Genomic DNA, 20,619 nt, shown 5'->3' with positions numbered 1-20,619 from the left:
GCTTTTTTACGTTTAGGCGCCGGTAGCCGCCAGCGCTTCCGGCAGCGTCGGGTAGAACTGCAAGCGGCCCTCGATCGGCTGCACCCGCGCACGCGCCAGGGTTTTCAGCGGCTGGAACGGCACGTCGGTGATCACCAGCTTTTTATCCGCCGGCAACACGTCGATAAAGCGTCGCAGGGCGCTCAGACCGCCGGCGTCGAGCACCGGCACCGCATCCCATTGCAGCACGATCGTGCGATAACTTTCGCTGCGCGTCAGCAGTTCGGTAAAGATGCGCTCGGCGGCGGCGAAGAACAGCGGGCCATTCACTCGCAGCACCAGGCGGCCGTCATCGGCGCTCAGTTCGCTTAGCCGCGTCATGCGGGCGATGCGGCGCATAAACAGCAGCGACGCCAGCACGATGCCCACGGTAATGGCGATCACCATGTCGAACAGCACCGTCAGCGACATGCACAGCAGCAGCACCAAAATATCGTCCTTCGGCGCCCGGCGCAGCAGGTAAACCACCTTGTGGGCCTCACTCATGTTCCAGGCGACCATCAACAGCAGCGCCGCCATCGCCGCCAGCGGCAGATAAGAGAGCCACGGCGCCAGGACCAGCAGCGCCAGCAGCACCAGCAGCGCGTGGATGATGGCGGATACCGGCGAGGTGGCGCCGGCGCGCACGTTGGCGGCCGAACGGGCAATCGCGGCGGTCGCGGTGATGCCGCCGAAGAACGGCGCGATGATGTTGCCCGCGCCCTGGCCGATCAGTTCGCTGTTCGAGTTATGCTTCTTGCCGGTCATGCCGTCGAGCACCACGGCGCACAGCAGCGATTCGATCGCGCCGAGCATCGCCATTGAAAACGCCGCCGGCAGCAGGGCGGAGATGGTTTGCCAACTCAGGGTGAACGGCTGCCCGCCGCCGCCCGGCAGATCCCAGGGCAGCAGCAGCTGCGGCAAGATAGGCGGGATGCCCTGGCCGCTGCTGCCGTCGGCCAGCAGGTAGCTGAAACGAGAGCCGATGGTCGCCACCGGGTGGTCAAACAGCGTCAGCAGCCCCATCAGCGCAGTGCCTGCCAGCAGCGCCGGCAGGTGGCCGGGTACGCGCAGGCCGAGTTTGGGCCAGAAGATCAGGATCAAGAGCGTCACCGCGCCGATCAGGGTATCGCCGAGATCCAACGTCGGTAGCGCCTGCAGCAGGGCGTACAGCTTGCCGACGTAGTTTTCCGGCGTGTGCGCCAGCTGCAAACCGAAAAAGTCCTTAATCTGCATGGTGGCGATGGTGATGGCGATACCGGAGGTAAAACCGAGCGTCACCGGCAGCGGAATGTACTCGATCAGCCGGCCAAAGCGCGCCAGCCCCATCAGCAGCAGAAATACCCCGGAGATCAACGTGGCGACCAGCAGGCCGGCCAGGCCGAACTGCTGCGAGACCGGATAGAGGATCACCACGAAGGCGGCGGTGGGGCCGGAGACGCTGTAGCGCGAACCGCCGCTGACGGCGATGACGATGCCGGCGATGGCGGCGGTATACAGGCCGTACTGCGGCGGCACGCCGCTGGCGATCGCCAGCGCCATCGCCAGCGGAATGGCGATAATGCCGACCGTCACCCCGGCGATGGCGTCTTTCAGCAACCGCGCCAGGCTATAAGGTTCCCGCCAGCAGGCGTCTATCAGCGCGCTGAAGGGGCGAATTTTGTTTATTTCATGGGTTTTCATCTACGGTGCGTACCAAATCTTCAAAAGTGAAAGGAATGGCGGGCCCGATGAGGTCCGTCTTGTCACGTGACAGATACCATACGCCTTTTGCTCAGCGGATTACCAGACCTGTATCAATTTGGCGCAGGAAATCAGAGAGTCGCCGTTTTATCCGGCGCTAAATGCCGTTAACAGGTAAGTAAGCCGCAGATTCTGCGGCTGAAAAAGAAAGGAATAATCAAGGTTTTGGCGGTTAGTGCAGAGCGGGTAGGGATAAGCCGAGAAAGTGGGCTAAAGTGCTTACCAACAGCTGGTGATCTTCCTTCTGCGGCGCGCCGGAAATGCTGATGCTGCCGACGCAGCCGAGGCCGGTCAGGGTGAGCGGGAAGGCGCCGCCGTGCACCGAATAGTCGCGTACGCTCAGCCCGTAACGTTCCTCCAGCGACGTTTGCCGCTGCTGCAGACGCAGGCCGATGGCGTAAGAGCTTTTGTGAAAATGGTTTACCAGATTGCGCTTGCGCCGCACCCAGTCGGCGATGTCCGGCGTGGCGCCCGGCATGGCGTAATAAAACAGCGTCTGCCCGGCCAGTTGGATTTCGATGGCGATGCTCAGGCCGCGTCGCTCGGCGGCGGTTTTCAGCGCCGCGCCCAGCTCCCAGGCGGTGGTGGCGTCAAAATGGGTAAAGGCCAGCGTCGCTTCCTGTTCGCTGAGCGCCTGCAGTTCATCGTCGATATTCATGCGTTTCTCCCCCGATATACAAAGGACAGAGTAGCCTGAAGCGAGCATCGTGAGATAGACGGCTTGGCGATAAGATAGAACTGCTACTCTATTAATAGACTGTGTAAAATGGCCGCCGCCGAAGCGGAGACGACAGGGATGCGTTATTCAACGTCTTTACATTACCCCTGGCGATCCCGAGGAGCGCGCTGACTATTTATGACTTACATTGCGTCCATTTCCACCCTTTACAGCGACGCCTGCATCACCTACGCCACGCTGTCGATAAGCTATTTCCTGCTCAGCAAGAATGCCCCTTTTTCTTATCAATCCGCACGGTGGAAGCGCATCGTTTTCGGCCTGCTGGCCGGCGTGGCGGCGCTGTACTTAAGCCAGGACCGCCTGGAGCTGACCGATAAGGTTCACTACAGCTTTGCGATGATCCCGATGATTTTGGTGACGTTCTTCGGCGGCGGCGTCAGCGGGCTGGTGAGCTTTCTGTTCGCTATGGCACTGACCGGTGGCTTCACCGTCGATAACCTGTTCATCGCCTCGATTGTCGCGCCGCTGCTGCTGTCGCGGGTGTGGCTGAAGAAATCCCATCGGGTGTTTTACCTGACGATCGGCGTCATCGCGCTGTATCGCATCGTTGTGGTGTGGTTGTTGGTGGACTTGAGCGGGCTGTGGCCGGATGTGTTGCTGTACCAGGCGGCTTCGGCGCTCTGTCTGGCGATTTGCTATCATGCGCTGAATTTCAAAGAGCGCCACATCTACGCCTATTTCGCGATGCGCGCGCGCGCCACGACCGATAGCCTGACCCACATCAACAACCGCGCCAGCGTCGATTATCAGCTGATGCTGCAGCGTGCCGAGCGCCGCCCGTGCGGGTTGATGATCCTCGATTTGGATAATTTCAAAAGCATCAATGATACCTACGGTCATCCGGCCGGCGACGTGCTGCTGGCCAGCGTCGGTCGGCTGCTGCAAAACAGCGTGCGTAACGAGGACTTCGTCGGGCGCTACGGTGGCGAGGAGTTTATGGTGATCACCGCCAGCTACGATCCGCAGGTGATCGGCGGGGTGGCCGAGCGCATTCGCAGCGCGGTGGAAAGCTCGACGTTCTTGCTGAATGCGCACGACGAAGCGCACATCACAATGTCCATCGGCGTGTCGCTGTATCTGCCTGGCATGATGCTGGACAAGGCGATCGCCATGACCGACGAAGCGTTGTATGAGGCGAAGCGCAGCGGCAAAAACCGGGTGGTGACCAGCCGCGTGATGCAGCTGGCGCCGCTGGGGGCCGGTTTTCCGCGCGAATAAGCCGCCTCCCGCCGTGCAGGCGGGAAGCGTTGGTTCAGGCCGCCAGCGTGTGTTCGCGGAAGGCGTCCAGCAGCTCTTCGGTGAACGTCAGGCGTTTCTGGCGATCGGCCAGATCGAGCGTGAACTTCAGCTTGCTCGGGCCGTCCAGGCGGTAAACCTGCGGATTGCCCTGCAACAGGCCGATCAGATAACCCGGGTCGACGCGGTTGTTGTCGCCGAACTCGATAAAGCCGCCGCGCTCGTTGCTCTCGATGCGTTTGATCCCCAGCTTCTGCGCATGCAGGCGCAGCGCCGCGCATTGCAACAGGTTGCGCGCCGCATCCGGCAGCTGGCCGAAGCGGTCGATCAGCTCGACCTTCAACTCGTCAAGCTCACCGTCGTTCTTCGCGCTGGCGATGCGCTTATACAGTGACAGGCGGGTATTGACGTCGGGAATGAAGTCTTCCGGCAGCAGGGCCGGCATGCGTAGCTCCACCTCGGTTTGGCTGCTGGTGAGATCTTCCAACGACGGCTCGCGACCGTTTTTCAACGCGTCGACGGCGCTTTCCAGCAGTTCCATATAGAGCGAGAAACCGACGGTGGTCATCTGGCCGCTCTGGTCTTCACCCAGCAGCTCACCGGCGCCGCGGATCTCCAGATCGTGAGTCGCCAGCGCGAACCCGGCGCCGAGATCTTCCAGCGACGCGATGGCCTCGAGCCGTTTATGGGCGTCGGTGCCCATGGCTTTGGGGTTTGGCGTCAGCAGATAGGCGTAAGCCTGATGGTGCGAACGCCCGACGCGGCCGCGCAGCTGGTGCAGCTGCGCCAGGCCGAAGCGATCGGCGCGCTCGATGATGATAGTGTTGGCGCTGGGGATATCGATGCCGGTTTCGATGATGGTGGTGCACACCAGCACGTTGAAGCGCTGGTGGTGGAAATCGTTCATCACCCGTTCCAGATCGCGTTCGCGCATCTGGCCGTGGCCGATGGCGATGCGCGCTTCCGGCACCAGCTCAGCCAGACGCTGCGCCGCTTTCTCGATGTTTTCCACGTCGTTGTAAAGGTAGTAAACCTGGCCGCCGCGCAGCACTTCGCGCAGGATCGCCTCGCGCACCACCAGGCTGTCGTATTCGCGCACGAAGGTCTTCACCGCCAGCCGGCGCGCCGGTGGGGTGGCAATGATAGACAGATCGCGCATGCCGCTCATCGCCATGTTCAACGTCCGCGGGATCGGCGTGGCGGTCAGCGTCAGGATATCGACGTCGGCGCGCATCGCCTTGATGCGCTCCTTGTGGCGCACGCCAAAGCGGTGCTCTTCATCGACGATCAGCAGCCCCAAATCCTTCCAGCGCAGATCGCTCTGCAGCAGTTTGTGGGTGCCGATGATGATGTCCACTTTGCCTTCGGCCGCGTCGTCCAGCACCTGTTGCTGCTCTTTGGCGCTGCGGAAGCGCGACATCATCTCGATGCGGATCGGCCAGGTGGCGAAGCGATCGCGGAAGTTGTCGAAGTGCTGCTGCGCCAGCAGCGTCGTCGGCACCAGCACCGCCACCTGCTTGCCGTTTTCCACCGCCAGGAAGGCGGCGCGCATCGCCACTTCGGTTTTGCCGAAGCCGACGTCGCCGCACACCAGGCGATCCATCGCCAGCGGCTGGCACATGTCGCTCAGCACCGCGTTGATCGCCTGTTCCTGATCCGGCGTGGTTTCGAACGGGAAGCTCTGGCAGAACAGCTGGTACTGCTCGCGGTTGTGTTTGAAGGCGAAACCGGCCTTGGCGGCGCGCTGGGCGTAAATATCCAGCAGCTCGGCCGCCACGTCGCGCACCCGCTCGGCGGCTTTCTGCCGCGCGCGGGTCCAAGCGTCGCCGCCCAGTTTGTGCAGCGGAGCGTTTTCGTCCGCGCCGCCGGCGTAGCGGCTGATCAGGTGCAGCGATGACACCGGCACGTACAGTTTGTCTTCACCGGCGTAGGAGAGGATCAGGTATTCGGCCTTGATGCCGCCGGCCTCCAGCGTGGTCAGGCCGACATAGCGGCCCACACCGTGCTCCAAGTGCACCACCGGCTGGCCGGGATGCAGCTCCGCCAGGTTGCGGATCAGGGTATCGGTGTTGATGGTGCGCCGGTTGTCCTGCCGGCGACGGCTGACACGCTCGCCGAGCAGATCGCTTTCGCAGATCAGCGCCCGCCGACGCAGGCCGTCGAGGAAGCCGTGTTCGGCGGCGCCGACCATCATGTAACGGCCCGCGGTTTCCGCCTGATCGAGTCGTTGGATCAAGGCAGGCGCCAGCTTGATGCGGCCGAGCAGATCCTGCAGCGTTTCACGCCGCCCCTCGCTCTCGACGGAGAAGATAACGCTGCCGTCAAAACTTTCAATAAAGCGGCGCAGATTATCCAGCGGGGATTTATGCTGCGCCTGCACCGCCAGATCGGGCAGGGCATGGTAATCCAGATTGGTATTGCCGGCTTTGGCCGGCAGCTCATCGGTTTTCAGCGCGATGCGCGGCCAGGCTTTCAGCTCGCCGAACAGCGCGTCAACGCGCAGCCACAGCGTATCCGGCGCCAGCAGCGGGCGCATCGGATCGACGCGGCGGCTTTCGTAACGCTGGTTGACGTCCTGCCAAAAGCGCTCGGCGGCGCCCTCCAGATCGCCGGTGTTGACGATCAGCGTATTGGCCGGCAGGTAGCTGAACAGCGACGGCAGCGGCTGGCTGAAGAACAGCGGCTGCCAGTATTCGATGCCGGCGGGCCAGGCGCTTTTGCTGACCTGCTGATAGATGTGCTCGGCGTCGCGACGCACCTCAAACTGCTCGCGCCACTGGCTGCGGAACAGCTCGATGGCGTTTTTGTCGGTAGGGAACTCGTGGGCCGGCAACAGATTGATGGCCTCGACTTCGCTCAGCGTGCGCTGGGTGTCGACGTCGAAGATGCGCAGGCTGTCTATCTCGTCATCGAAGAAGTCGATGCGGTAAGGCTCATCGCTGCCCATTGGATACAGGTCGAGCAGCGCGCCGCGGGTGGCGAATTCGCCGTGCTCCATCACCTGATCGACGCTGCGGTAGCCGGCCTGTTCCAGCTGCGCGCGCAGTTTGTCGCGCGACAGGCGCTGGCCTTTTTTCATCACCAGCGCATGGCCGTGCAGGAATTCGTGCGGGCAGACGCGTTGCATCAGGGTATTGACCGGCAGAATGATCACGCCGCGCGCCATGGTCGGCAGGTGATACAGGCTCGACAAACGGTCGGAGATGATTTCCTGGTGCGGCGAGAAGCTGTCGTACGGCAGGGTTTCCCAGTCGGACAGGGTGGTCACCATCTGATCGGTGAACTGCTGGATCTCGTCGCGCAGCCGCAGGGCGTTTTGCATGTCCGGCGCGATCAGCATCACTGGGCCAGGATGGCGTTCGACGATCTCGGCGCACTCCACGGCACAGGCCGCGCCGGTCAGTTGCCCCAGTTGGCGCAGATCGCCCGCGCGATCGGGCAGAGAATAACGAGGGGATGAAGAACGGTTACGGCTATCGGAAGTGCTCATTCAGGTATCTTTAATCAATGTGTTGGATGGCGTCCCGGCACGGATAACCCAGCGCCTTTATGCTGTTTATAGTAGCCCAGCGGCCGGCAAACTGACACAGCAAAAAGCGCTGCCCATCAATTTTCTGCCGGTTATTTAACCGGTTAATGCCGTCTGTTTTTTGCGGCTGAGGATAAATAACGCGCGAAGCTGCCGCCGTCTCCCTCTTCGCCGCTACGCAATAAAAGGCCCTCGGGTGTTCCCTAAACGAGGGAGAGCCTTTATTATCCATGATCACTTTGCTTAAGCCACGGCTATCAAACGGATTTCATGTATCAACCTGTCGCGTTATTCATTGGCCTGCGCTATATGCGCGGGCGAGCCTCAGACCGCTTCGGGCGGTTTGTTTCCTGGCTTTCCACCATCGGCATTACGCTGGGGGTGATGGCGTTGGTCACCGTGCTGTCGGTGATGAACGGTTTCGAAAAGGATCTGGAGAACAACATTCTCGGCCTGATGCCGCAGGCGTTGGTCACCAGTCCGCAAGGATCGGTCAACCCGCAGCAGCTGCCGGCCTCCGAGGTGCAGAAGCTGCAGGGCGTCACGCGCGTTGCGCCGCTGACCACCGGTGACGTGGTGCTGCAAAGCGCTCGCAGCGTGGCGGTCGGGGTGATGCTCGGCGTGAATCCCGACGAGGCCGATCCGCTGACCCCGTATCTGGTCAACGTCAAGCAGCAACAGCTGCAGCCGGGCCAATACAACATCATCATCGGCGAACAGCTGGCGGGGCAACTCGGCGTCAAGCGCGGCGATTCGCTGCGCGTGATGGTGCCGAGCGCCAGCCAGTTCACGCCGATGGGCCGCATTCCCAGCCAGCGTTTGTTCACCCTCATCGGCACCTTCCACGCCAACAGCGAGGTGGACGGCTATCAGTTGCTGGTCAACCAACAGGATGCTTCGCGCCTGATGCGTTACCCGGCCGGCAACATCACCGGCTGGCGTCTGTTCCTGCAACAGCCGCTGACGGTCGATACCCTCAGCCAGCAGGCGCTGCCGGCGGGCACCGTCTGGAAAGACTGGCGCGATCGCAAGGGCGAGCTGTTCCAGGCGGTGCGCATGGAGAAGAACATGATGGGGCTGTTGCTCAGCCTGATCGTGGCGGTGGCGGCGTTTAACATCATTACCTCGCTCGGCCTGCTGGTGATGGAGAAGCAGGGCGAGGTCGCCATTCTGCAGACTCAAGGGCTGACCCGCCGCCAGATCATGTCGGTATTTATGGTGCAGGGCGCCAGCGCCGGCATCATCGGTTCGCTGCTCGGCACGCTGCTCGGCGTGCTGCTGGCCACCAACCTGAACAACCTGATGCCGATCCTCGGCGCATTGATCGACGGCGCTTCGCTGCCGGTGGCGGTCGATCCGCTGCAGGTGACGATCATCGCCGTGGTGGCGATGGCGGTTTCCCTGTTGTCCACGCTCTATCCTTCATGGCGCGCTGCCGCCGTACAACCCGCTGAGGCTTTACGTTATGAGTAACCATCTTTTGCTGCAGTGTGACAACCTGTGCAAGACCTATCAGGAAGGCAACCTGCACACCGACGTGCTGCGCAACGTCAGCTTTGCCATGCAGCAGGGCGAGATGATGGCGATCGTCGGCAGCTCGGGTTCCGGCAAGAGCACCCTGCTGCACCTGCTGGGCGGGCTGGACTCGCCGACCTCCGGCGAGGTGATTTTCAAGGGCGAATCGCTGAACGCCATGTCTTCGGCGGCCAAGGCTGAGCTGCGCAACCGCCAGCTGGGCTTCATCTATCAGTTCCACCACCTGTTGCCGGACTTCACCGCGCTGGAAAACGCCGCCATGCCGCTCTTGATCGGTGGCGCCAAACCGGCGCAGGCGCAGGAGAAAGCGCGGGAGATGCTGGCGGCGGTCGGGCTGGAAAAGCGCAGCAAACACCGTCCGTCCGAGCTTTCCGGCGGCGAGCGTCAGCGCGTGGCGATCGCGCGCGCGCTGGTCAATAACCCGGCGCTGGTGCTGGCGGACGAACCGACCGGCAACCTCGACAAGCGCACCGCGGACAGCATCTTCGATCTGCTCGGCGAGCTGAACGTGCGTCAGGGCACCGCTTTCCTGGTGGTAACGCACGATCTGCAGCTGGCCAAGCGCTTGAGCCGCCAGTTGGAAATGGCCGACGGTCACCTGCAGGCGCAGCTGACCCTGATGGGGGCCGAGTAATGGCGGGAGCCTCACTGTCCTTCCTGACGGCCCTGCGTTTCAGCCGCGGCCGTAAACGCGGCGGCATGGTGTCGCTGATCTCGGTCATCTCCACCATTGGCATCGCGCTGGGGGTGGCGGTGCTGATCGTCGGTCTGAGCGCGATGAACGGCTTTGAGCGCGAGCTGAAGAACCGCATTCTGGCGGTGGTGCCGCACGGCGAGCTCGAGCCGGTCAATCAGCCGTTCAGCGGCTGGCCGTCGATTCTGCAGCGGGTGGAAAAGGTGCCGGGCATTGTGGCCGCCGCGCCGTACATCAACTTTACCGGCCTGATGGAAAACGGCGCGCAGCTGCGCGCGGTGGAAGTCAAAGGCGTGGATCCGCAGCAGGAGAGCCGACTGAGCGCGCTGCCGCAGTATGTGCAGGGCGACGCCTGGGCCAACTTCAAGCCCGGCGAGCAGCAGGTGATCCTCGGCAAGGGCGTGGCCGACGCGCTGGGCGTCAAGCAGGGCGCCTATGTCACTGTGATGATCCCCAACAGCGACCCTGAGATGAAGCTGCTGCAGCCGAAGCGTATTCGCCTGCACGTGACCGGCATTTTGCAGCTCAGCGGCCAGCTCGATCACAGCCTGGCGCTGGTGCCGCTGGCCGATGCGCAGCAGTATCTCGACATGGGTGACAGCGTCACGGGTATCGCTCTCAAGATGAACGACGTGTTCGCCGCCAACAAGCTGGTGCGCGACGCCGGCGAAGTGACCAACGCTTACATCTATATCAAGAGCTGGATCGGCAAGTACGGCTACATGTACCGCGACATCCAGATGATCCGCGCCATCATGTACCTGGCGATGGTGCTGGTGATCGGCGTGGCCTGCTTCAACATCGTCTCCACGCTGGTGATGGCGGTGAAAGACAAAAGCGCCGACATCGCGGTGCTGCGCACCCTGGGCGCCAAAGACGGCTTTATCCGCGCCATTTTCATCTGGTATGGGCTGCTGGCCGGGCTGCTGGGCAGCCTGAGCGGCGTGGTGATCGGGGTGATCGCCTCGCTGCAGCTGACCAACATCATCCGGGGCATCGAGAAACTGGTCGGCCACTCCTTCCTGTCGGGCGATATTTACTTCATCGACTTCCTGCCTTCCGAGCTGCACTGGCTGGATGTGCTGATCGTGCTGGCGACCGCCATCGTGCTGAGCCTGTTGGCCAGTTGGTATCCGGCGAGGCGCGCCAGCCGCATCGATCCGGCGCGGGTGCTGAGCGGACAATAAAACCCACGGGGAGGCAGCGATGCCGCCCCGTTTTTTTAGCCTGGGGATGGGTTATGTACTACGGTTTCGATATGGGCGGCACCAAGATTGAGCTGGGGGTGTTCGACGACAGCCTGCAGCGCATTTGGCAAAAGCGGGTGCCGACGCCGCGCGACGATTATCGGCAACTGCTGGCTACGCTGTGCGAGCTGACCCTTGAGGCGGATGCGTTTTGCGGCCGGCGCGGCAGCGTCGGCATCGGCATTCCGGGCCTGCCCAACGACGATGACGGCACGCTGTTTACCGCCAATGTGCCTGCGGCGATGGGGCGGCCGCTGCCGCGCGATCTGGCGGCGCTGATCGGGCGCGAGGTGCGGGTCGATAACGACGCCAACTGCTTTGCGCTGTCGGAGGCCTGGGACGACGAGTTCCGCCGCTACCCGACGGTGCTGGGCATCATCCTCGGCACCGGCGTAGGCGGCGGCCTGATCGTCGAGGGCAAGACGGTGCCCGGGCGCAACTATATCGCCGGCGAGTTCGGCCATTTGCGCCTGCCGGTGGACGCGCTCGAGGTGCTGGGGCGTGATGTGCCTCGCGTCGCCTGCGGGTGCGGCCATCAGGGTTGCATTGAAAATTACATATCGGGCCGCGGTTTCGAATGGATGTACGCCCATTTTTATGGCCGGCGCTTGCCCGCCACCGAGATCATTGCGCATTATCAGGCGGGTGAGCCGCAGGCCGTGGCGCATGTCGATCGCTTTATGGACGTGCTGGCGATCTGCCTGGGTAACCTGCTGACGGTGCTGGATCCGCACCTGGTGGTGATCGGCGGCGGGCTGTCGAACTTCGACGCCATTTACCAGGCGTTGCCGCAGCGGCTGCCGGCGCACCTGCTGCGGGTGGCTCGGCTACCGCGCATCGAGAAGGCGCGCTATGGCGACGCCGGCGGCGTGCGCGGCGCAGCGTTTCTCAATTTGACTCGCCCAACGTAATGGGCGTTGCGGCCAGGCGTGAATGTATACAGCCAACAACGCCGCAACGTTCAGTAAGAAGGGTAAACAGGGAAAAGTAAGGAGAGAGTTAATGCACACTCGCCATCGGCTGTGTCAGTTTCGCAAGAGTAAGCATGTGCTGCATCAGCGCTTTCGTTCACGCATTTTTCACCGTGACACCATGGCGGCGGCCGAGCTGAAAAAGCCGTTTGTGGTGGTGTTGACCGGGGCCGGCATTTCGGCCGAGTCGGGCATTCGCACCTTCCGCGCTGCGGATGGGCTGTGGGAAGAGCACCGGGTGGAGGACGTCGCCACGCCGGAAGGTTTTCAGCGCGATCCGGCGCTGGTGCAGGCGTTTTACAATGAACGTCGCCGCCAGCTGCAGACCGAGGACATCGCCCCGAACGCCGCGCACCGCGCGCTGGCGGATCTGGAAGAGTGGCTGGGGGACAACTTCCTGCTGGTCACGCAAAACATCGATAACCTGCATGAGCGCGCCGGCAGCAAGCGGGTGCTGCACATGCACGGCGAATTGCTGAAGGTGCGCTGCACCCAGTCGGGCCAGGTGTTCGAGTGGCCCGGCGATCTCAGCGTCGATGAGCGTTGCCACTGCTGCCAGTTCCCGGCGCCGCTGCGGCCGCACGTGGTGTGGTTCGGCGAGATGCCGCTGGGCATGGACGACATCTACCAGGCGCTGAGCAAGGCCGATTTCTTCGTCGCCATCGGCACCTCCGGCCATGTCTATCCGGCGGCCGGGTTCGTGCATGAGGCGCGGCTGGGCGGCGCCTACGCGATGGAGCTGAACCTGGAGCCGAGTCAGGTGGAAAGCCAGTTCGACGAGAAACACTACGGCCTGGCCAGCGAAGTGGTGCCGCGTTTTGTGCACAAATTCCTGGTGGGCAAGGTGGCGCGGGCCGATAAGCCCTAAAGACATCAGGGCGCAATGCGCGCCCTGATGGGATGGCGGGCGTGTTAGCGCCCGGCTTTCAGCTTTTGGAAGTAGCTTTCGTACAGCGTGCTGGCGTCGCCGACGTCGTTTTGCCACTCGCCGTGCTCAATCACCGTCTTATCCGGGTAGAGAGACGGATCGTTGGCGATCTCCGGCGACAGCAGCTTCTTCGCCGCCAGGTTCGGCGTCGGGTAACCGATGGTTTCCGCCACCTGCACCGCGATTTCTGGCCGCAGCAGGAAGTCGATCAGCTTCAGCGCCCCTTCGACGTTGCGCGCGTTGGCCGGAATGGCCAGGCTGTCCATCCAGAAGATCCCACCTTCCTTCGGCCAGACGATCTCCAGCGGCGTGCCGGCCTGGCGCGCCACGAAGGCCGAACCGTTCCACACCATGCCGACGTTGACTTCCCCTTCCATAAACGGGTTGCCCGGGTTGTCGGAGTTGAAGGCCAGCACGTTCGGCATCAATTTTTGCAGTTCGCGGTAGGCGGCTTCGATCTCTTTCGGATCGGTGGTGTTGCCCGAATAGCCCAGCTTGAGCAGCGCCATCTGGAACACTTCGCGCGCATCGTCGGTCAGCAGCAGACGGCCTTTGTACTGCGGCTGCCACAGATCGGCCCAGGAGGTGACGGTGGACGGATCCTGCGCGTCGCTGTTAACGCCGATGGCGGTGGCGCCCCAGATGTAAGGGATGGAGTAGTCGTTGTTGGGATCGAACGGCTTGTTCAGCAGGGTAGGATCGAGATCCTTGAAGTGGCTGAGCTTGCTCTTGTCGATTTTTTGCAGCATGCCTTCCTTGCTCATCTTGGCGATGAAGTAAGTGGAAGGCACCACCAGATCGTACGCGCCGTCCTTGTAGGTCTTCAGCTTGGCGTACATGCTTTCGTTGGATTCATAGGTGGAATAAATCACCTTGATGCCGGTTTCTTTGGTGAACTGCTCCAGCAGCCCCGGCGGGACGTATTCAGTCCAGTTATAGAAATACAGCGTTTTGCCGTCAGAGGCGTTTGCAGAGCAGAAACTCAGCGCCATCATCCCGGCTGCGAGCAGATGTGACCACTTTTTCATGCAGCGTATCCTTCAGCAGTAGTGAGCCGAACCCGTATGAGCCGCCGTTTTCGGCCGCGCCATACCCCAGAAAGGGGCCATTATAGGGGCCGGGGCGGGGTGGGTAAAGGCGGTTATCCCAGCGGCAAATCAGCGGGTTAACCGAGTCAGGGCCATCACCAAAGGCCGCTTTCATATCATTGTGGTCAATGAAAGAGACGGGCGCCGCAGCGCCCGGCGGGAAGGATTACTCGGCCTTGGGCGAGCGATCGCGCATCACCCACTGGCTGGCGATCACCAGCGTCAGCGACAGCAGCAGCAAAATGGTGGCCAGCGCGTTAACCTCAGGCGAGACGCCGACTTTCACCATCGAATAGATCTTCAGCGGCAAAATCTCGTAGCTCGGCCCGGTGACGAAGGAGGAGACGACCACGTCGTCCATCGACAGGGTGAAGCTCAGCAGCCAACCGGCCGCCACCGCCGGCATCGCCAGCGGCAGAATGATTTTGCGCAGGATGGTGAACTCGCTTGCGCCGAGATCGCGCGCGGCTTCCAGCATCTTCACGTCGAAGCCTTTCAGGCGCGCGTAGACGGTCACGACCACGAACGGCAGGCAGAAGGTGATGTGCGAGAACAGCAGCGACCAGAAGCCGAGCGAAATGCCCAGCAACATGAACAGCACCAGCAGCGAGATGGCCATCACGATGTCCGGCGACATCATCACCACAAACAGCATGCCGCCGACGAACGGTTTGCCGCGGAAGCGGTAGCGGTACAGCGCCACCGCGGTCAGCGAGCCGATCAGCGTGGCGAAGGTGGCGGAGAGCACCGCCATGGTCAGCGAGTGGCCCGCCGCCTGCAACAGGCTGTCGTTGTTGAGCAGCGTGCTGTACCACTTGGTGGTGAACCCTTGCCAGTTGATGCCGAAGCGCGAGGCGTTGAAGGAGTTGACGATCAGGATGACGATCGGGATATACAGATAGGCGTATACCAGCGTCATAAAGCCGCCGCGCAGCAGACGTCCGATCATGCCAGATCCTCCTTCTTGTTCAGCAGGCGGGCGGCCCGATAATAGACCAGCAGCAACAGCCCCATCACCAGCGTCAGGCAGATGCTGGTGGCCGCGCCGAACGGCCAGTCGCGGATATTGAGGAACTGGCTTTTAATCACGTTGCCGATCAGCAGGTTTTTGGCTCCGCCCATCAGATCGGCGACGAAGAACAGCCCCATCGCCGGCAGCACCACCAGCAGGCAGCCGGCGATAATGCCCGGCATGGTCAGCGGCACGATGATGCGGATAAAGGTTTGGAGCTTGCTGGCGCCGAGATCGCGCGCCGCCTCCAGGCAGGATTTATCGAGCTTTTCGATGCTGGAGTAGAGCGGCATCACCATAAACGGCAGCAGGATATATACCAGGCCGAGGATCACCGCTTCCGAGGTGTACATGATGCGCAGCGGCTTGTCGATAACGCCGATCCACAGCAGCGCGTCGTTGAGATAGCCGCGGGTGCTGAGAAACAGCTTCAGGCCGTAGATGCGGATCAGCGAGTTGGTCCAGAAGGGCACGATCAGCAGAAACAGCAGCAGCGGCCGCACCTTCTGCGGCAAGCGCGCCAGAATAAAGGCGAACGGATAGCCGATCACCAGGCAGCACAGGGTGGCGATCAGCGCCATGTTCAGCGAGTGCAGCAGCACCTGGGCATACAGCGGATCGAACAAGCGCCGGTAGTTATCCAGCGTGAACACCATCTGCACCAGGTTGGCGTCATCACGGGTCAGGAAGCTGGCGCCGATGATCATCAGGTTCGGCATGAACACGAACAGCAACAGCCAGGCGACGACGCCGACGATCACCACATTCTGGAAGACTTTACGCGATTTCTTCATCGGCCAGCACCACCTCCCAGCTTTCGACCCAGGTCACCGCCATCTTCTGATTGAGCGAGTGATCGACGTCCGGATCGTCTTCGTTGAAGAACTCGCTGACCATCACCGTTTTGCCGTTCTCCAGCTCGACCACCGATTCCAGCGTCATGCCTTTGTAGTTGCGCTCACGCACGTAACCGATCAGCCCGTCGTGCTGCGCGCTGTCGTTCACTTCTTCCACCCGCAGATCTTCCGGGCGCAGCAGCACCTTCAGCTTTTGGCCCGGTTCTACCGGCAGATCGGCATAGATGTCGCACTCGCGGCCTTCCACGTTGGCGCGCACCCGCTGCGGATCGAGGCGTTGCAGGACCACCGCGTCGAAGATGTTGATCTCGCCGATGAAGCTGGCGACGAACAGGTTTTTCGGCTCTTCATAGATCTCACGCGGCGTGCCGTCTTGCTCGATGCGGCCTTCGCGCATCACCACGATGCGATCCGACATGGTCAACGCTTCTTCCTGATCGTGGGTGACGAACACGAAGGTGATGCCCAGCTTGCGCTGCAGCGCTTTCAGTTCGTTCTGCATCTGCTTGCGCAACTTGTAGTCCAGCGCCGACAGCGATTCGTCCAGCAGCAGCACTTTCGGCTTGTTGACCACCGCGCGGGCGATGGCCACACGCTGCTGTTGGCCACCGGAGAGCTGGCCCGGCCGCCGCTTGGCGAAGGCATCCAGCTGCACCATGCGCAGCGCCTCTTCGACGCGCGGCGTCAGTTCGGCCGCCGGCACCTTTTGCATACGCAGGCCGAAGGCGACGTTGTCGAACACCGACATGTGCGGAAACAGGGCATAGCTCTGAAACACGGTGTTGACGTGGCGATGCTCGGCCGCAATGGCGGTAATGTCCTGGCCGTCGAGCGCGATGCGGCCCCGATCGGCGTCTTCCAGACCGGCAATCAGGCGCAGCACCGTGGTTTTGCCACAGCCGGAGGGGCCAAGAATGGTGAGGAATTCGCCGTGATTAATCGTCAGGTCCAGATCGGCAATGATGGTTTTGCCATCGAACGCTTTGCTCAGGGCATGCAGTTCAACAAGGGGTGCTCGAGAGGATGTCTCAGTCATTTATCGTCTTACTCTATCCCGTGGGCTAATGCAGATAGAACCGCAACTGGAAAAGACTGCCGGAGCTTGCGGGCAGGCCCGCGATTCAAAAGAAGCTCAAACCAGTTGCGCCAATGGAAATTTTTCGAGCGCGCATGATAGACGCTGAATGCCGGAATTGAAAGCCGATCCGGCCCAGATGCCGCGTTTTTCATCATGATAGCGACAAATGACCCTGTGATGACAGCGTTATTTCCCTCTGAAATCATCACAAAGATTAATGATATTGGCGAATTCTGGTTAAAAATGACCTGACGCAATATTTGATCCTGATCGGTTCAGCATAATGAAACGCGATATTCTGAGGGGCCGCTACCATGGATAAATTACTTGACCGCTTTTTCAACTACGTCTCTTTCGACACCCAGTCCAAAGCGAACGTAAAGCATGTGCCGAGCACCGACGGGCAGTTGAAGCTGGCGCGTGCGTTGCAGCAGGAAATGATCGCGCTCGGCTTCGAGCGGGTGTCGCTCAGCGAGCACGGCTGCGTGATGGGCACCTGGCCGGGCAACGTCGCCTGGCCGGTGCCGGCGGTCGGTTTTATCGCCCATCTGGATACTTCGCCGGATTTCAGCGGCAAACACGTCAATCCGCAGATCGTCGAGAACTATCGCGGCGGCGACATTGCGCTCGGCATTGGCGATGAAGTGCTATCGCCGGTGATGTTCCCGATCCTGCACCAGATGTTGGGGCAGACCCTGATCACCACCGACGGCAAAACGCTGTTGGGCGCCGACGACAAGGCCGGCATCGCCGAGATCCTCACCGCCATGGCGCGCCTGCGCGCGCGCAAAATCCCGCACGGCGACATCCGCGTGGCCTTCACCCCGGATGAAGAGGTGGGCAAGGGGGCACAGCTGTTCGACGTGGCGGCCTTCAATGCCGAATGGGCTTACACGGTGGACGGCGGCGGCGTCGGTGAGCTGGAGTGCGAGAACTTCAACGCCGCCTCGGTGACGATCAAAATCCTCGGCAACAGCGTGCACCCCGGCAGCGCCAAGGGCGTGATGGTCAACGCGCTGTCGCTGGCCACCCGCATTCATCAGGCGCTGCCGGCGGACGAAGCGCCGGAGACCACCGAAGGCTACCAGGGCTTTTATCACCTCAGCAGCATCAAGGGCAGCGTGGAACGCGCCGAAATGCACTACATCCTGCGGGATTTCGAGCGCGAGGGATTCGAGGCGCGCAAACGCAAGATGGTGGAGATCGCCCGCGAGGTCGGCAAAGGCCTGCCGCGCGATTGTTATATTGAAGTCAGTATCGAAGACAGTTATTACAACATGCGCGAACAGGTGGCGGAGCACCCGCACGCGATCGCGCTGGCGCAGCAGGCGATGCGCGACTGCGACATTGAACCGGTGATGAAACCGATCCGCGGCGGCACCGACGGCGCGCAGCTGTCGTTCCGCGGCCTGCCGTGCCCGAACCTGTTCACCGGCGGCTACAACTACCACGGCAAGCACGAATTCGTGACGCTGGAAGGCATGGAGCAAGCGGTGGCGGTAATTATGCGCATCGCGGCGCTGGCCGCCGAGCGGGCGCGGTAAAACGGGACGCTTGCGATTATCATAATCGCTTGCCGCAACAAGGCGTTGCTCATAGTGTGGAAGTCCATTCCCCACGCATAAGGACCGCATGATGAGCACCGAATTCCGCATCGCCGGCTCGCATTTGACGCAGTTCGTTCAGGCGATTTGGCGCCAGGCCGGCAGCACGGCGCGCGAAGCCGAGCTGGTGGCCGATCACCTGGTGCAGGCTAATCTGGCCGGGCACGATTCGCATGGCGTCGGCATGATCCCCAGTTACATGGCATCGCTGGCGCAGGGGCAATTGCAGCTTAATCAACATGCCGAGGTGGTGCGCGACGCCGGCGCGGTGCTGACGCTCGACGGCGCGCGCGGCTTCGGCCAGGTGGTGGCCAGCGAAGCGATGGCGCTGGGCATTGAGCGCGCCGGCAAACTGGGCCTGGCGGCGGTGGCGCTGCACAACGCGCACCATATCGGCCGCATCGGCCATTGGGCGGAACAGTGCGCCCGCGCCGGTTTTATCTCGATTCACTTCGTCAACGTGGTAGGTGATCCGATGGTGGCGCCGTTCGGCGGCAGCGATCGCCGCTTCGGCACCAACCCGTTCTGCGCCATTTTCCCGCGGCCGGGCCGCACGCCGCTGCTGTTGGATTTCGCCACCAGCGGCATCGCCTTCGGCAAGACTCGGGTGGCCTATAACAAAGGCTTGTCGGTGGCGCCGGGCTATCTGATCGACGAACACGGGCAACCCACCACCGAACCGAAGGTGATGCACGAAGCGCCGTTCGGGTCACTGTTGCCGTTCGGCTTGCACAAAGGCTATGCGCTGGCGGCGATGTGTGAGATCCTCGGCGGCGCGCTCTCCGGTGGCCGCACCACCCACGACGCCACGCTGAAAGCCGACAGCGACGCCATCTTCAACTGCATGACGACCCTGATCCTCGATCCTCAGGCCTTCGACGCCCCGCAAATGCAGGCCGAGGCCGAAGCGTTTATCGGCTGGGTGAAGGCGTCGCCGCCGAGCGGCGAACAACCGATCGCGGTGCCGGGAGAATGGGAAGAGGCCAACCGCGCGGCGCGGCTGGAGCAGGGCATACCGATAGACGCCAATACCTGGCGGCAGATTTGCGCGGCGGCGGAGCAGGCGGGCATGGCGAATGAAGCGCTGGCCGGTTTTCGCGCGCAGGCGCGGCAGGCATAAAAAAAGCCACCCGATAGGGTGGCTTGTTCGCGTACTCGCAATCAGTCGTTAAAGTACCAATAGCCGCTGTTGACCAGCGCGGTCAGCAGCGCCAGGAATGACGGATCGTCTACCGCGTCGCCGAGCAGGGCGGCGTCGACGCTGAAGTGCTGGCACAGGGCGTCTGCGGCCTGCAGCTGGTCGGTGTCGATCAGTTCGCCGTTGACGAAGCAGCGATCGCCGACGCGCAGCACGCGCAACCCGCCCAGGCGCTGCAGCGCTTCACCCTGTTGCAGCAGTTCGTAGATTTCCCCGGCCTGATACGGCGGCTCCGGCGGCGCCAGATCCAGCTCGTGGCGCGATTGGGAGATAAACTCGCCGAACCAGTGCTGGAAGTGTTCCGGCTGTTGCACCAGATCCAGCATCATCTGCCGTAAGGCGTCCACTTCCTGCGGCAGGATCTCCGCCGGGTGTTCGCGCAGTTTAACGTCCGGATCGCCGTAGCGTTTGCTGCCCAGCTCGCGCGCCAGCACGTAATCGGCGAAGCCGCTCACCAGCTCGCGGCCGTTCGGCGCGCGGAAGCCCACCGAGTAGTTGAGCGCGTTTTCCAGCGCGTAGCCTTCATGCGGGAAGCCCGGCGGAATGTAGAGAATGTCGCCCGGCTCCATCTCTTCGTCGATGATGGCGTCGAACGGCTCTACCTGCAGCAGATCCGGATGCGGGCAGTGTTGTTTCAGCGGCGTTTTTTCCCCGACTCGCCAGCGGCGGCGGCCAGTGCCCTGAATGATGAACACGTCGTACTGATCGAGGTGCGGGCCGACGCCGCCGCCCGGCACCGAGAAGGAGATCATCAGGTCATCCATCCGCCAGTCCGGCAGTTGGCGGAACGGGCGCATCAGCGCTGCGGAAGGCTCATGCCAGTGGTCCACCGCCTGCACCAGCAGCGACCAGTTGTTTTCGCTCAGGTGATCGAAGCTCTCGAAGGGGCCGTGCGCGACCTGCCAACGGCCGTCCTGGTGGCTGACCAGGCGGCTGTCCACTTCGTTTTCCATCGCCAGCCCGGCCAGCTCATCCGGGGAGATCGGATCGATAAAGTTTTTGAAGCCGCGCTTCAGAATCACCGGACGTTTTTGCCAATAACGTTGCAAAAAATCGTTCCAGTCCAGGTCTAATTGATAATCCATGTTCTATTCCAGGATAGAGGAGTGAGCCTGAGTGCGATTATAACGGAAGTTTGGCC

At 62.0% G+C, this 20,619-nt stretch carries 18 protein-coding genes; 8 read left to right on the top strand and 10 right to left on the bottom strand.

Annotated features, from left to right (window positions below; genetic code table 11):
- Nucleotides 1–12: 12 nt before the first annotated feature.
- Complete coding sequence (gene dauA / locus J0X03_RS13885) at nucleotides 13–1,701, bottom strand: C4-dicarboxylic acid transporter DauA (RefSeq protein ID WP_160204192.1); 1,689 nt, start codon at nucleotides 1,699–1,701, stop codon at nucleotides 13–15.
- A 232-nt stretch (nucleotides 1,702–1,933) separates the two neighbouring features.
- Nucleotides 1,934–2,419 carry a heme-degrading domain-containing protein gene (locus tag J0X03_RS13880; RefSeq protein WP_025302499.1) on the bottom strand — a complete coding sequence of 162 codons (486 nt, stop codon included), beginning with the start codon at nucleotides 2,417–2,419 and terminating at the stop codon, nucleotides 1,934–1,936.
- 198 nt (nucleotides 2,420–2,617) lie between these two features.
- Here J0X03_RS13880 and J0X03_RS13875 point away from each other — a divergent pair, with 198 nt between their 5' ends.
- On the top strand, nucleotides 2,618–3,718 hold the full coding sequence (locus J0X03_RS13875; protein WP_160204193.1) for a GGDEF domain-containing protein: 1,101 nt from the start codon (nucleotides 2,618–2,620) through the stop codon (nucleotides 3,716–3,718).
- Nucleotides 3,719–3,752: 34 nt separating this feature from the next.
- Here the strand turns inward: J0X03_RS13875 and mfd are convergent, their stop codons facing one another.
- Both mfd and J0X03_RS13865 read right to left on the bottom strand, forming a co-directional pair.
- Nucleotides 3,753–7,226 (bottom strand): transcription-repair coupling factor, encoded by a 3,474-nt coding sequence (gene mfd / locus J0X03_RS13870; RefSeq protein ID WP_197806137.1) that lies wholly within the window; start codon nucleotides 7,224–7,226, stop codon nucleotides 3,753–3,755.
- Between the two features lie 10 nt (nucleotides 7,227–7,236).
- Nucleotides 7,237–7,497 (bottom strand): hypothetical protein, encoded by a 261-nt coding sequence (locus tag J0X03_RS13865; protein WP_046686897.1) that lies wholly within the window; start codon nucleotides 7,495–7,497, stop codon nucleotides 7,237–7,239.
- Between the two features lie 38 nt (nucleotides 7,498–7,535).
- On the opposite strand from J0X03_RS13865, the gene lolC reads away from it, so the two are divergent.
- From lolC to cobB, 5 genes are all read left to right on the top strand, one after another.
- Entirely contained in the window at nucleotides 7,536–8,738 is a 1,203-nt protein-coding gene (gene lolC / locus J0X03_RS13860) for a lipoprotein-releasing ABC transporter permease subunit LolC (RefSeq protein WP_004941116.1), read from the top strand.
- Nucleotides 8,731–9,435: a lipoprotein-releasing ABC transporter ATP-binding protein LolD gene (gene lolD / locus J0X03_RS13855; protein ID WP_004941120.1), complete on the top strand. Its 705-nt coding sequence runs from the start codon at nucleotides 8,731–8,733 to the stop codon at nucleotides 9,433–9,435. Before lolC ends, lolD begins: the two co-directional genes overlap by 8 nt.
- Nucleotides 9,435–10,682, top strand: coding sequence for a lipoprotein-releasing ABC transporter permease subunit LolE (gene lolE / locus J0X03_RS13850; protein WP_033642765.1), 1,248 nt, complete (start codon nucleotides 9,435–9,437; stop codon nucleotides 10,680–10,682). The genes lolD and lolE overlap by 1 nt, the downstream gene beginning before the upstream one ends.
- A gap of 53 nt (nucleotides 10,683–10,735) precedes the next feature.
- A complete protein-coding gene (gene nagK / locus J0X03_RS13845) occupies nucleotides 10,736–11,653 on the top strand; it encodes an N-acetylglucosamine kinase (protein WP_033642766.1) in 918 nt (305 codons plus the stop codon).
- A gap of 91 nt (nucleotides 11,654–11,744) precedes the next feature.
- A complete protein-coding gene (gene cobB, locus J0X03_RS13840) occupies nucleotides 11,745–12,581 on the top strand; it encodes a Sir2 family NAD+-dependent deacetylase (protein WP_046899329.1) in 837 nt (278 codons plus the stop codon).
- Between the two features lie 44 nt (nucleotides 12,582–12,625).
- On the opposite strand, the gene potD is transcribed toward cobB, so the two are convergent.
- The 5 genes from potD to J0X03_RS13815 form a co-directional block, all read right to left on the bottom strand.
- Nucleotides 12,626–13,669 (bottom strand): spermidine/putrescine ABC transporter substrate-binding protein PotD, encoded by a 1,044-nt coding sequence (gene potD, locus J0X03_RS13835; RefSeq protein ID WP_033642768.1) that lies wholly within the window; start codon nucleotides 13,667–13,669, stop codon nucleotides 12,626–12,628.
- A gap of 226 nt (nucleotides 13,670–13,895) precedes the next feature.
- The gene (potC, locus tag J0X03_RS13830) at nucleotides 13,896–14,678 is read right to left on the bottom strand and encodes a spermidine/putrescine ABC transporter permease PotC (RefSeq protein ID WP_033642769.1); all 783 of its coding nucleotides are present in this window, start codon (nucleotides 14,676–14,678) and stop codon (nucleotides 13,896–13,898) included.
- Nucleotides 14,675–15,535: a spermidine/putrescine ABC transporter permease PotB gene (gene potB, locus J0X03_RS13825; RefSeq protein ID WP_033642771.1), complete on the bottom strand. Its 861-nt coding sequence runs from the start codon at nucleotides 15,533–15,535 to the stop codon at nucleotides 14,675–14,677. The genes potC and potB overlap by 4 nt, the downstream gene beginning before the upstream one ends.
- Entirely contained in the window at nucleotides 15,519–16,634 is a 1,116-nt protein-coding gene (gene potA / locus J0X03_RS13820) for a spermidine/putrescine ABC transporter ATP-binding protein PotA (RefSeq protein ID WP_033642772.1), read from the bottom strand. The genes potB and potA overlap by 17 nt, the downstream gene beginning before the upstream one ends.
- A gap of 8 nt (nucleotides 16,635–16,642) precedes the next feature.
- Nucleotides 16,643–16,933 carry a hypothetical protein gene (locus J0X03_RS13815; RefSeq protein WP_129993149.1) on the bottom strand — a complete coding sequence of 97 codons (291 nt, stop codon included), beginning with the start codon at nucleotides 16,931–16,933 and terminating at the stop codon, nucleotides 16,643–16,645.
- Nucleotides 16,934–16,990: 57 nt separating this feature from the next.
- On the opposite strand from J0X03_RS13815, the gene pepT reads away from it, so the two are divergent.
- Together pepT and J0X03_RS13805 are read left to right on the top strand one after the other, a co-directional pair.
- Nucleotides 16,991–18,220: a peptidase T gene (gene pepT, locus J0X03_RS13810; protein ID WP_047026257.1), complete on the top strand. Its 1,230-nt coding sequence runs from the start codon at nucleotides 16,991–16,993 to the stop codon at nucleotides 18,218–18,220.
- A 91-nt stretch (nucleotides 18,221–18,311) separates the two neighbouring features.
- On the top strand, nucleotides 18,312–19,400 hold the full coding sequence (locus tag J0X03_RS13805; RefSeq protein WP_047026341.1) for a malate/lactate/ureidoglycolate dehydrogenase: 1,089 nt from the start codon (nucleotides 18,312–18,314) through the stop codon (nucleotides 19,398–19,400).
- Between the two features lie 41 nt (nucleotides 19,401–19,441).
- On the opposite strand, the gene J0X03_RS13800 is transcribed toward J0X03_RS13805, so the two are convergent.
- The gene (locus tag J0X03_RS13800) at nucleotides 19,442–20,563 is read right to left on the bottom strand and encodes a ribosomal protein uL16 3-hydroxylase (RefSeq protein ID WP_004941161.1); all 1,122 of its coding nucleotides are present in this window, start codon (nucleotides 20,561–20,563) and stop codon (nucleotides 19,442–19,444) included.
- Nucleotides 20,564–20,619: the final 56 nt, after the last annotated feature.

Source organism: Serratia ureilytica, assembly GCF_017309605.1.
GTDB classification, from domain to species: Bacteria; Pseudomonadota; Gammaproteobacteria; order Enterobacterales; family Enterobacteriaceae; genus Serratia; species Serratia ureilytica.
This window is presented reverse-complemented; position numbering and strand designations above follow the sequence as displayed.